This window comes from Paenibacillus sp. OAE614 (assembly GCF_040546645.1).
GTDB lineage: Bacteria > Bacillota > Bacilli > Paenibacillales > Paenibacillaceae > Paenibacillus_AQ > Paenibacillus_AQ favisporus.
The window spans coordinates 7,216,069-7,228,498 of the sequence record NZ_JBEPOD010000001.1 but is presented as its reverse complement, the minus strand read 5'-3'; the positions used below and the strand labels follow the sequence as shown (position 1 = coordinate 7,228,498).

The 12,430-nt window shown below is 54.9% G+C and carries 11 protein-coding genes and 1 pseudogene; 4 read left to right on the top strand and 8 right to left on the bottom strand.

The genetic code is table 11. The features are described 5' to 3' along the window. Positions 1–68: 68 nt before the first annotated feature. From ABIE48_RS33080 to ABIE48_RS33070, 3 genes are all read right to left on the bottom strand, one after another. A complete protein-coding gene (locus ABIE48_RS33080) occupies positions 69–1,073 on the bottom strand; it encodes an alpha/beta hydrolase (RefSeq protein ID WP_192716752.1) in 1,005 nt (334 codons plus the stop codon). Positions 1,074–1,241: 168 nt separating this feature from the next. Further along, positions 1,242–1,655, bottom strand: coding sequence for a hypothetical protein (locus tag ABIE48_RS33075; protein WP_192716753.1), 414 nt, complete (start codon positions 1,653–1,655; stop codon positions 1,242–1,244). 10 nt (positions 1,656–1,665) lie between these two features. Continuing rightward, complete coding sequence (locus ABIE48_RS33070) at positions 1,666–2,214, bottom strand: NAD(P)H-dependent oxidoreductase (protein ID WP_076171918.1); 549 nt, start codon at positions 2,212–2,214, stop codon at positions 1,666–1,668. A 178-nt stretch (positions 2,215–2,392) separates the two neighbouring features. Here ABIE48_RS33070 and ABIE48_RS33065 point away from each other — a divergent pair, with 178 nt between their 5' ends. The 3 genes from ABIE48_RS33065 (at position 2,393) to ABIE48_RS33055 (ending at position 5,400) form a co-directional block, all read left to right on the top strand. After that, a complete protein-coding gene (locus tag ABIE48_RS33065; RefSeq protein ID WP_116233405.1) occupies positions 2,393–3,028 on the top strand; it encodes an HlyD family secretion protein in 636 nt (211 codons plus the stop codon). 12 nt (positions 3,029–3,040) lie between these two features. Beyond that, positions 3,041–4,585 carry a DHA2 family efflux MFS transporter permease subunit gene (locus tag ABIE48_RS33060; protein ID WP_192716754.1) on the top strand — a complete coding sequence of 515 codons (1,545 nt, stop codon included), beginning with the start codon at positions 3,041–3,043 and terminating at the stop codon, positions 4,583–4,585. Between the two features lie 185 nt (positions 4,586–4,770). Then, positions 4,771–5,400, top strand: coding sequence for a LysE family transporter (locus ABIE48_RS33055; RefSeq protein WP_145027929.1), 630 nt, complete (start codon positions 4,771–4,773; stop codon positions 5,398–5,400). Here the strand turns inward: ABIE48_RS33055 and ABIE48_RS33050 are convergent. Further along, positions 5,342–6,782, bottom strand: a pseudogene (locus tag ABIE48_RS33050) (amino acid permease). The gene ABIE48_RS33055 and the pseudogene ABIE48_RS33050 sit on opposite strands and share 59 nt — an antisense overlap. Positions 6,783–6,954: 172 nt before the next feature. Then, complete coding sequence (locus ABIE48_RS33045; protein WP_354520469.1) at positions 6,955–8,217, bottom strand: alkaline phosphatase; 1,263 nt, start codon at positions 8,215–8,217, stop codon at positions 6,955–6,957. A 236-nt stretch (positions 8,218–8,453) separates the two neighbouring features. Here ABIE48_RS33045 and fumC point away from each other — a divergent pair, with 236 nt between their 5' ends. Beyond that, positions 8,454–9,842 (top strand): class II fumarate hydratase, encoded by a 1,389-nt coding sequence (fumC, locus tag ABIE48_RS33040; protein WP_192716757.1) that lies wholly within the window; start codon positions 8,454–8,456, stop codon positions 9,840–9,842. Positions 9,843–9,951: 109 nt separating this feature from the next. Here fumC and ABIE48_RS33035 read toward each other — a convergent pair whose 3' ends face one another. The 3 genes from ABIE48_RS33035 to ABIE48_RS33025 all read right to left on the bottom strand — a co-directional run bounded on the left by ABIE48_RS33035 (position 9,952) and on the right by ABIE48_RS33025 (position 12,317). Further along, positions 9,952–11,208, bottom strand: a complete 1,257-nt coding sequence (locus tag ABIE48_RS33035) for an MFS transporter (RefSeq protein ID WP_354520467.1) — start codon at positions 11,206–11,208, stop codon at positions 9,952–9,954. 179 nt (positions 11,209–11,387) lie between these two features. Then, a complete protein-coding gene (locus ABIE48_RS33030) occupies positions 11,388–11,975 on the bottom strand; it encodes a TetR/AcrR family transcriptional regulator (RefSeq protein WP_192716759.1) in 588 nt (195 codons plus the stop codon). Between the two features lie 180 nt (positions 11,976–12,155). Then, entirely contained in the window at positions 12,156–12,317 is a 162-nt protein-coding gene (locus tag ABIE48_RS33025; RefSeq protein ID WP_186382052.1) for a hypothetical protein, read from the bottom strand. Positions 12,318–12,430: the final 113 nt, after the last annotated feature.

Genomic DNA, 12,430 nt, shown 5'->3' with positions numbered 1-12,430 from the left:
AAACTCCGGATGCCTTCATAGGCACTTCCGGAGTTTTTTTCAGATGAACGATGTTGTCAGGTCAGGATTTAACCCTCCATAGGGGTCAGAACAGCCTGCGACTCCGGTTCGGGAATCATCTCCCTTTCCGTCCCCTCCCCTAACCGGATGTAACGCCCAATAAATTGGCGTATCCTGAGTTCATACTCTTTTTTGTCCACAAAATAAGCGTTCGCATGCGAAGCCCCCTGAACCACGTAGACTTCCTTATCCCCTGCCGCGGCATCCGCAAGACGGTGCAGCATCGCGTATGGGACAAAGGTATCGCGGTCCCCGTGAATAAACAGAATCGGGAGCTTCGTCCGGGTGACCTGCTTCAACGCTGAAGCTTCTCCGAAGGAGTATCCAGCCCGCAGCTTGCACATCAGGCTGGTTGCCGGCAGCAGCGGAAATGGCGGAAGCTTATACATCTGCTTGAGCTGATGGGTCAAAATGTCACGCACTGACGTGTAGGCACAGTCCGATACGATGCACTTCACCTGCCCGGGGAGCTCCTCCCCGCTTACCATCAGCACCGTCGCTCCGCCCATGGATACGCCGTGCAGTATGATTTCCACCCTGGGTCCGCTGCGGTCAATGACCGTGCCGATCCACCTCATAATATCTCTGCGGTCCGGCCAGCCAAACCCGATGTAATTCCCTCCGCTTTGGCCGTGCCCCCGGTTATCCGGCATCAGCACGTTCATGCCCATCTCATGGTACAGCTTTGCAAAAGCCCCCATTTCCCGGCCCTGGCTGGAATAGCCATGCACGACGATGGCGGTTTGGCGGGTAGGCGTGGCGGCGGGGATGAAGTATCCTTTGAGGGCAATTCCGTCCAAGGACGTCAGCTCCAACGTTTCAACAGGCTGGCTGTGGAGCCACTCTTCCTCAAGCTCCCAGGGGTGCTCTTCTTTGACCAGCGCCGGATCGGCTTCCAAAAACTCCTTCGTGCTGCGCTTGATGCCCACATTATAAAAATAAGCACTTGCCGCGGCCAGCAGCAAAACGATCACGGCCAGGCAAATGATGGCGACCCATACGGCGGTGAACATGATGGTGATCTTTCCCTCCCGGTCTTAGGCGATTATTGGATATGTATAAAATAACATTCCGCAGCACGGCATACAATGGCGGCTCTGCGTCCGCTCCTTTCGGTCACGCAAAAACAGCCCCTTCGGTCCATTACCGAAAGCGGCTGTTCGCTGTGCTGCAGGATCGTGCTACTTTTTGTTCTTCGCCATCGAACGCAGCGCTTCCCGGTAGGCGTTGTCCGTACTGTAGTCCGGCTTTGGCGCCGGCGGTTCCTCCTCCTTGGGCGGCGTGCCTCCGGCGAACTGCCGGAGCGCCTCGCGGTAGGCCCGGTCGCCCTGCTGCTCCGCGGACTGCGGCCTCCGGGTTGTTACCGGCACCGGCTCGGGCCTTCTTACCGGTTCAGAGGCCACCGGTCCGGTGGTTGCCGGCGGCGGTTCCGCCGCCTTCACAGGTTCAAGATGAGCAGCTGGCTCCGCCGTTTCTTGGTTGTTCCGGATGGGTTCCTTTGCCTGCTTTTTCGCTGCTTTCTTGGACATCCGGGCATTGTAGATAAAAAGAAAAACCAGGGCGAGGACAGCCAGAACGATAAAGGCGATAATCATAGCCTGTACCTTACCTTGCTGCCGAGGAGAATCGTCCGGCCAATTCGGCTACGCGCTTGCCTAATGCTCGGCCCAGGGCGAGGTCGTTTTCGCCGGGCAGGTTTTTGGGATCGTCATCCGAAAGCTCCACGGGGCACGTCACACCTACACCGTAATACGATCCGTACAGGGCATTCTCCGGTATGTTTCCGGGAAGACCGACAACGATCATGCCGTTGTGAAGCATCGGCGTCAGCAGGTTGATCATGGTGGATTCCACCCCTCCGTGCACGGTTGCTGTCGTGCAGAATACGGCCCCGACTTTGTTGACCAGTTTGCCCTGCGCCCACAGGTAGCCAAGCCGGTCAATCCAATTTTTGAGTCCTGAGCTGATGGTTCCAAAATGTCCCGGACACCCCCATACGATGGCGTCCATATCCTCAAGTTTATAAATGTCCGCTTCATTGACGTGAGCGATCTCTGCCTCAGCTCCGTCCACGCCCTTAGCCCCTTCCCATACGGAACGAGCCAAGGCTTCCGTGTGGCCGTTTTCGCTGTCGTAAACCACGTACACTTTCATGTATAACTCCCCTTTCATCAACTGGATTTCTTATTTATCCCCAGGGCAGCGTTCCTTTATCCTAGCGGTGATCCGGGAAATTCCTCTGCTGAATATGAATGGGGCAATTAGGAGATGCTCTTGGATATCTGTTTTCAATCGATAACTAGGAAGCAACTTTAGGAGGGATCATGCTTTTATGAACTCGCGTGCACTGCTGGTCAACGTTGTAGTCGTCATCATTGTGCTCGTCCTGGGCGGCGCGGCCATTTATTACTACAACCAGACGTCCAACTACATTAAAACCGACAACGCCCAAGTCACCGGACAGGGGGTATCCATCACCGCACCAGCGGCCGGCAAGCTTACGACCTGGAACGGATCCGTCGGCAAATATTACAATTCCGGCGATGTCGTAGGAAGCGTAACTTCCGGAGGTACCCGGGTCGATATTACGTTCCCTGTGAACTCCACCATCGTTCAGCAAACAGCGGTTCCCAATTCTTTTGTATCCCCAGGAACTTCGCTGGCAAGAGCCTTCAACCTGAACAACCTGTGGGTTACAGCCAATATTGAAGAAACCAAGCTGGATAAAATCAAGGTCGGCCAAACCGTCGACGTCTATGTTGATGCTTTTCCGGATACAACGCTAACTGGCAAGATCGATCAAATCGGACTGGCTACCGCGTCTACGTTTTCGCTGTTTCCAACGACTAATTCCAACGCCAACTACACCAAAGTGACGCAAGTCATCCCTATCGTCGTTACCATTGAAGGGTATAAAGGCCTCGGGCTCGTTCCAGGCATGAATGCGACCGTCCGAATCCATATTTAGGGGGCTTGTCTAATGGAAAATATACACTTGGGGCGGACGTTGACGGTACTCATGCTCGGGGCGTTCGTCTCCATCCTGAACCAGACGCTGCTGAATGTGGCGATCCCCCACCTGATGAATGATTTTAACGTGTCCGCAACGACGGTGCAGTGGCTGTCCACCGCCTACATGCTGGTGAACGGCGTGCTCGTTCCGGTCACGGCTTTTCTGATTGAGTCCTACGGGACCCGGGTGCTCTTTATTACGGCCATGAGCCTATTCACCATCGGTGCGGTGCTCTGCGCCGTCAGCACCAACTTTCCGCTGATGCTGTTCGGCCGCGTTGTACAGGCCAGCGGGGCGGGAATCATTATGCCCGTCGTGATGAACGTGTTCCTGACGGTTTTCCCGCCCGAAAAACGCGGGACCGCGATGGGCATGATGGGGATCGCCATGATGTTCGCACCGGCGATCGGACCGACGTTATCGGGATGGATCGTGGAGCACTATACGTGGCGGATCCTGTTTTTCATGGTCATTCCGCTGGCCGTTCTTGATATTCTGTTCGCCCTGAAGTGGCTGAAAAACATCAACCGCCTGACCAAACCGAAATTCGACTTCTGGGGCGTCGTCTTCTCTACCCTGGGCTTCGGGATCCTGCTGTACGGGTTCAGTTCCGCCGGAGACAAGGGCTGGACCAGCTTCACCGTACTTGGCTCGCTGATTGTTGGTGCCATTTTTATCATCCTGTTTATCGTGCGCGAGCTGAACATGGACTCGCCGATGCTCGATTTCCGCGTGTTTAAATACGACATCTTCTCGGTTTCGACGGTCGTCGGCGGCCTCGTCAACATGACGATGTTCGGGGCGATGCTGCTGCTCCCGATTTACCTCCAGAATATCCGCGGGTTCACCCCGCTTCAGTCCGGTCTGCTCCTTCTGCCAGGGGCGATCCTGATGGGGATCATGTCCCCGATCTCGGGAGCGATTTTCGATAAAATCGGCGCACGGCCCCTGGCCATTATCGGCCTGCTTATCACTGCGGTTATGACCTTCGAATTCAGCCGGTTGACCGACACCACGACGTATTCGCATCTGATGATACTCTATACGATTCGCAGCTTCGGCATGTCGCTGATCATGATGTCGGTGCAGACGGAGGGACTCAACCAGCTTCCCTACTACCTCGGAAGCCACGGAACGGCGATGTCCAATACGATGCGGCAGGTGGCCGGGTCGATCGGAACCGCGCTGCTGGTGACGGTGATGTCGACGCGGACCACTTTTCACATCGCGGAATCGTCCACGCTCTACAACGAAGACAATCCGTTCATCATGCAGGACATCGCTGCACTTGGGCAGGAGGTTGCCACCACCGCAGGGGTTCCCGCCGAGACCGGCGTATCGCTGGCACTGCAGTCGGTGCTGGGGCTGGTGTCGTCGAATGCAAGCATCAACGGCATTAACGACGCCTTTATCGTGGCGACCTGGTTCGCCATCGCCGCCTTGTTCTTTTCCCTCTTCCTGCGCCGGGCACGCAAAGGCAAACGGGCCGGCAGCCCGGCCAAGCAGCCGTAAGCTTCTAGACCCAAAGCGCAGCACCAACGATATTGGACCTCATGATTGGTATACAAAGCCGCTATCCCGCATGGGATAACGGCTCTTTTATTTTTCGGACAAGATTTGCTTTTTTAGTCGTACAAGCAGGGCCCTTCACATAGGATGTAACAATGCGACAGACCGATGAAGGGGGTTCTCTTTGAATGAGTGTATGGATCAGCCATTTCCTGCTTGGCCTTTCCCTGGCCGCTCCGATTGGTCCCATCAATGCGGCACAGATGGACCGCGGGCTGCGCGGAGGCTTTTTACACGCGTGGCTGGTGGGCCTCGGGGCCATGGTGGCCGACGGAATTTTTATGCTGCTTGTGTATTTCGGGGTCATTCATTTTCTTAACATCCCTTTTATGAAAACGTTTCTGCTGCTGTTCGGCTTCTTTATCCTGACTTATATCGGCGTAGAAAGCCTCCTGACCGCAGGAAAAGCGGGTATGGAAACCCGCAGCAGCAATGAATCGCATGTGAAATCCTTCAGCGCCGGCTTTATCATGTCCATCTCTAACCCGCTGTCTATTCTGTTCTGGATGGGGATTTACGGGTCGGTTCTCGCCGACATGATCGCCAAGTACGAAGCCAAAGAGGTGTTCCTGTACAGCTGTGCGATCATGGCCGGCCTCATGCTGTGGGATGTGCTGATGGCACTCGTGGCCAGCATGTTCCGGCGGGTGCTCACGCAGCGCCTGGTCAGCGCGATTTCGGTCATTTCCGGCATTTCGCTTATCGGATTCGGCCTCTACTTCGGATACGAGGCATACCGAATTTTGTTCGGGTCCTGATCGTTCTTGGGCCAGACTCTGCGTGCTCTTCGGTATCGTACGAGCCCTTCTTCGGCCCATCGGTCTTGTTCCAGAAATGGCGCATGACCAGCGTAACACAGCCGATCACGACGATAAATCCGAGACTGATGAAAAAACCGGGACGGCTGATTTTATGAAACAGCGTTCCGATCAGTGTCAAGGCGATCAGCGCCATGCCGATATACCTCTTGGCTTTGCCCCATCCGGTCAGCTCCAGCAGCTTGCCGGACGTGACGAGAATAAACATCCAGTTATACAGCAGCATCATGCCCGCAGCCGTCGTAATGTACTCATATACGCTTTTCGGCATCAGCAGAGCGGATACCACGGAAGCGAGGAGCCCCACAGCCGTCAGACCGATGGCCGGCAGGGGCTTTTTGCCTTCCTTCTTCTTGCCCTTGATGAAAAAGGGCGGTGCGTCCCCATCGCTGGCCAGCGTAACGATCATCGTCGTCACCGCAAACAGCGAGGCCGTCATCGTCGAGAAGCCGGCAATAATGAGGACCGCATTAAACAAATGCGGCACAAACGGAAGCTTATAATCGACAAGGGCCACCACAAACGGGCTCTCCTCGGCGGCATAGGATTTCCATGGCTCGAGAATAAGCGCCAGTCCGATGGAAATGACATAGATGGACACTAACAGCAGCAGCATCACTTTGCCAGCCTTCGGCGCGTCTTTGGGCTCCTTCAGCCTCATGGTCATCAGACCTAACGCTTCCAGTCCCCCGTATCCGTAAAAAAGCAAAAATGAGCGCTGCCCAAAATCCTGTGAGCCCGCCCGGTATCCAATCCCGCGGAAAAGCGGGACCGTGAGCTTTGGTCGGGAGTACGCCGGATACCGCCAAAATGGCGATGACCATAAACATGAAGATCGCCGCAATTTTTAGCACGGCAAAAATGTTCTCCATTCGCTCGAATCCCTTGGTTCCAACCCAAATGATAAGGAGCCCGAGAACACCGTATCCCGCCGCAAAGCACCACATCGGAACCTGCGGAAACCAAAAGCGCGAAAACAGGGCAAGCGCCGTTAATTGGCTCCCCATAATAAGCAGCTCCGACGACCAGTACACCCACCCGCTGCTGAACCCCGCCCACCGGCCGAAAGCCTTCTTCGCATAAGAGCGGAACGAGCCCTCCATCGGGTCCTCCGCTGTCATTTGGGACAGCTTGTCATAGACCAGGTAGGCCCCAAAGGCCGCCAGGGCGTACGCAACGACCGCGGAAGGGCCGCCGATCTCAATCGCAATATGTGAGCCCAGAAAAAAACCTGTACCGACCGTGCAGGCCACCCCAAGGAGCGACAGCTGCCACCATTTCAGTTTCTTTTCTTTCGTCTGGGAGCCTTGATTCTGTGCCATAAATGATTCCCTCCACCGTATTGGTCGAACTCTGTTATCATCCCCGGGAGGTGACATCTTATGTACTTTATGTCGGACCCCGAAATACCAAAAAACCGCAGCTGCAGGGACTTTCGCCATCCTGCAAACTGCGGCTTTGAAACAATAGATTTATGATTCCTTTTACAATTCGTTACTTCTTGATTCCCCAAGCTTTCAAAATGGCATCATGCACATACGTGTTCTCGTAGACACCTGCAAACAGCTCGGCTCCGCTGCCCGTAGCCGTCAGCGGCACGTCGACGCCAGAGTGGCCGGAAGTCGTCCAGTCCACATAGAACTGATCCTTCGAGTTCGCGATGGTGAACGGACCGTCTTCCTTCGAGATGCCGTCTCCGGACTCGTCCTTGTCATCCGCTTCTTCGATCGTCAAGCCGCCTGTCTCATGGTCGGCCAGCACAAGCACCAGCGTATCAGGATGCTTCTTCGCGAATTCCTTAGCTGCGCCTACGGCTTTGTCCAGCTCCTGGCCGGCTTTGATCGTCAGCTTGGCATTGTCGTTGTGGGCGAATTCATCCGTGCCTTCTTCCTCGACCATCAGGAAAAAGCCCTTTTTATTCGTAGAGAGGGTATCGAGCGCCTTTTTCGTCATATCCACGAGCGGTACCGTCGGGTTGTACAGGTCGCCTTGTCCTTCCTCTCTTTGCTGGAACATTTCTTCATTGGCGAACAGGCCAAGAATTCTGCCGTTCTTCGCTTTGCTCAACTCTTCTTTGTTCGTTACAAATTGATATCCAAGCTGCTTAGCTTTCTCCACCAGATTGCCCTGAGTGCCCTTGCTGCCTTCCGACGGATCTTCAGCAGGCTGGTCCGGATGCGGCCCCGGCGTACCTTGCGGGGGGTACCAGAAATCCTCACCGCCGCCCAGCAGGACGTCTACCTTTTTCTCCAAGTATTGCTTGGCGATATCGCTTTGCTTCGAGCGGTCCTCCACATGCGATGCGAATGCTGCAGGCGTTGCGTCGGTAATTTGGCTCGTCGTCACCAGGCCCGTAGATTTGCCTTTCTCCTTGGCGATTTCAAGCAGCGTTTTGACCGGTTTTTTGTTGGCGTCTACGCCGACGGCTCCATTGTAAGTCTTCACGCCGCTGGCAATCGCCGTTGCCGCTGCAGCGGAGTCGGTGACCGTTGTTGTGGAATGGGTACGAAGAAGTCCAACATATGGCATATCGTCCATTTGCAGCTTGCCGTTAACGCCAACCGTGCTCAGACGGATGGCATCGCGAGCTGCGGTGCCCATGCCGTCACCGACAAACAGGATCACGTTTTTGGCTTTGCCCGCATTGGGCGAAGGGGCTTTCGAGTTTCCTTGGGCGCTGACCGAGCCCGTAAAAATTAAACTTGCCGCCGCGCTCAGGCAGAAAGCGGTTTGAACCAGACGTTTACTGCGTTTCATTCATCATTCACTCCTTTAAAGGATTCTAGCATGTCCCCATTATAGGAGCCGATTGTTAAACGGGATGGCGGAGTTTGTAAAATGTATTTCATCTTTACGAAGAGGCAAGCGGATCGGGGCCGGACAGGTCCAAACTGGCTTCGGGTGAAATCTGTTTTCTTCTGGTCCCCGGATTATGATATATTTCATATCAGGAAGACCTATTTTTCATAGAAGTGGAGAAGGAGGAAACACAATTGGAATTCAGAATTGAGAAAGACACCATCGGCGAGATCAAGGTTCCGGCGGACAAGCTTTGGGCGGCACAAACCCAGCGCAGCTTTGAAAATTTTGAAATCGGCACGGAGAAAATGCCCCTTGAGCTGATTCGTGAATTCGCCATCCTCAAGAAAAGCGCAGCTCTCGCCAATAAAGAGCTCGGCAAGCTGAATGCAGAAAAATCCGACGCTATCGTCGCAGCGGCCGACGAAGTGATTGCCGGCAAACTGGATGATCATTTTCCGCTCGCCGTATGGCAGACCGGAAGCGGCACCCAGTCCAACATGAACGTAAACGAGGTCATCGCCAACCGGGGGAACCAGCTGCTTCAGGAACAAGGCAGCGACCAGCGTATCCATCCGAACGACGACGTCAACAAGTCGCAAAGCTCCAATGACACCTTCCCGACCGCTATGCATATTGCCGCCCTGATCGCCGTGGAGGATCAAGTCCTGCCTTCCCTGGTGAAGCTGAAGGAGACTTTCCGGGCGAAGAGCGAGCAGTTTATGGATATTATCAAGATTGGCCGGACCCACCTTCAGGACGCGACTCCGCTGACCTTGGGACAGGAAATCAGCGGATGGCACCGGATGCTGGAGAAAAGCGAAGGCATGATCCGCAGCAGCCTGGAATCCCTGCGCGAGCTGGCGATCGGCGGGACCGCGGTAGGAACCGGGATTAACGCCCATCCGAAGTTCGGCGAGATGACGGCAGCCAATATCAGCAAGCTGACCGGCAAAACGTTCACGTCGGCGGAAAACAAATTCCACGCGCTCACGAGCCATGACGAGATCGTCTATGTTCACGGCGCGCTGAAAGCGCTTGCCGCTGATCTCATGAAAATCGCCAACGACGTGCGCTGGCTGGCCAGCGGTCCGCGCTGCGGCATCGGCGAGCTGACGATCCCGGCCAATGAACCGGGCAGCTCCATCATGCCGGGCAAGGTCAACCCGACGCAGAGCGAAGCACTGACGATGGTCGTCTGCCAGGTTATGGGCAACGATGCAGCGATCGGCTTCGCGGCGAGCCAAGGCAATTTCGAGCTGAACGTGTTCAAGCCGGTCATCATCTATAACTTCCTGCAGTCCGCCCGCCTGCTGAGCGACGCCATGCGCTCATTCAACGATCATTGCGCCGTGGGCATCGAGCCAAACCGCGCAGTCATCGAGCGCAACCTGAATCAGTCGCTCATGCTCGTGACGGCGCTCAATCCGCACATCGGCTACGAAAACGCCGCCGCGGTCGCCAAGCTGGCACACAAGGAAGGCTTGACGCTGAAAGAAGCGGCCCTGAAGAGCAACCTGCTCACCGAAGAGCAGTTCGACGCGGTCGTGCGTCCGGAGGAAATGATTCATCCGAAGGAGTAGTTATAGATAGAAGCAAAAAAGTCGAGTTAAGGTCAGGAATCTTCCTGGCCTACTCGACTTTTTTATATTAGGTAGATCAGTGGCAATAGTCTCTCTCACCATACTCCCCTCAGCTTGTCATTGCCCCTTGGTCTGCCCCGGCGGCGGCAAGTTTGGCCTTGGAGTGTGCCAGCCGGATTTCCTCCTGCTTTCTAGCGGCGTAATAACGGCGGAATCGGACGGAATAACCAAGCACGTACAGCACCAGCAGTGAGGCCAGTATGTTCAGCACCACGAGCGACACATGCAGATCGAAAAAGTACGTCAACACGCCGGTGCCAACAACCGGTACGATAAACCCGGCATAGCCGGCAAGGTAGAAGGTCGTGATGACCTTTGACCGAGCCTCGGCGTGCGGCAGCTCACCAGCCAGACGCAAGCTGATTTGGAACGTCCAGCCGCTGCCAAGGGCTTGAACCAGCACCCCGATCCACAGCAGAACGATACTTCCAGTGGATCCTGAGAAGACGACCAGCCATGCCCCGATCGACAGCAGCGCGATGCCCAGCCGCAGACGGGTAACCGGTTCGCTCGCCAGCGGCAACAATTGCAGCAGGGCCCCTCCTCCAAGCAGCAGCAGGATCAGCAGGCCGGAGACGGACAGGTTGGATGAATGGAGCACGCTTTTCACAAAGGAAGGAATCAGGGACAAAATAATACCATTCAGCGTAAACAGCGTAAAGATCGGCAGGGCGCTGAACGACCAGAAATGCGGGCTGATCTCGGACGGCACTCCCAGCGATATCGGTGCAGGTGCCGCTTTCGGCTTGCCTTTTTGCGCCAGAAAATCGGCATCCTTTAACGTTTCCAGAGCCATCCACGCGGTCACCAATAATGCCGTCAACAGCCAGAATGGAACGCGCAGCGGCATCAAGTGCAGATACTGAATGACCAGTCCCGTCAAAGCCGGACCGAGACCGAATCCGACCGAGACCGTTATACCCGATAAGGTGATGGCCAGCGGGATTTTATCACCCGGCGTCTGCTTCAGCAGAAACGCCACCGCGGTACCGGTAAACGTCCCGTAAGCGATCCCCTCCAGAATTCTTGCGGCATACACGAGCCATGCCTGCTGACTGCCCATAAATACCAGAGTGGCAAGAATGGAGATCCAGATGCTGATACGGAGCACTCGCTTGAGCCCCCAACCGCTTCCCCGGGATCCGGAGACCAGCAGTGACGGCAGCAGGAACAAGGCGTATACCGCAAACAAAATCGTGATCTGCAGGCTGCTTAAATGGTAACGCTCCTGATAGAGCGGAAATAACGGGGACGTAAACGTCGCCCCGATCGACATCATCAAAATGATCCAAAGCATGCGTTTCATATGATCACCCTCACTTTTATTGGAATGTTCGTTCAAGAAAAAGGTATAAGAATCGGCCTCCTACCTACAAAAGGGAGAAGCAGCCGGTGCTGTAACTACATTTATCTGAACGATCGTTCAAGAAAATATCAAAAAAATAGGGTCAGAATCGCTGAAAACTTCCCCATTTCTATTTATCTTTAAAAAACCGTAGACACCGCGACTGCACAAATATCCTCCAGCACGCCGCGATCAGCCGTCGTCCGGGCCATGACATGGACGCCCTGCTTGACGCCGTTCAAAAAACGGGCCAGCTGGCGCGGACTTTGCTTGCTTCGCACCAGCCCTTTGTTTTGCGCCCGCATCAAGAAGCTGAACAGCAGTCCTTCTGTATGCATATAGTGCGCATCGATCCGGCTGGCGACGTTCGGGACATAAGCTACCGCTCCCAGGGTCGTGTTCGTCATGAGGCAGCCGCGCCCCCGGGCCGCGTTACTCAGCGAAACGTCCATCACTCTGGAAAAATAACGCTCCAGCTGCTCCTTGGGCGAGTCGCTGTCCTCTTTTAAAATATAGTTGTAATTCTCGTCCGTCCTTGCGCTGAAACGGTCCAGGCAGGCCAAAAACAGCTCATGCTTGTCGCCGAACGTATCGTACAGGCTGCCTCGGTGAATCCCGAGATGATCGCACAAGTCCTGGATTGAGGTGCTCTCATAGCCCTTCTCCCAGAACAGGTCCAGCGCCTGGTCGACAGCTTTCTCCTGGTCGAATTCCTTGTGTCTGCCCATACCGTAAACGCCCCTTTCTTGATCATGATGTGAGGATAACATTTTCTTGAACGTGCAGTCAAGTATTTTGCGCAAAAACAGGCGGGACGCCCCCGATCTTCACGATCTCCTTAAGGACGCCCCGACGTCATATCGCTGCTATAATGGAAAATGGTCTTTTTGCCAAAGCCCGAGGGCCGATTATTCGTTATCCTGGGTTGGCTGCTGGCTGAACGCTTCTTTGGCGTCCTCCACCATTTCTTTGGCGAACTCTTCTCTTTGTTTGTCCGGTACCGGCATTTTGTTCAGCTCGGTTCTTTGGACTTCGTGTTTGCTAAGCTCTTGATCATTGTGATTCGTCATGTCCGGGTGCACCTCCTTTAATTGCAAAAAACTGCCCAAGTGGTAGGATGCACCAGTCCGGTTTTTTTATGCATGGCAGGTTTCAACGGGAAGGCGGCAGCACGCTGCGTGCC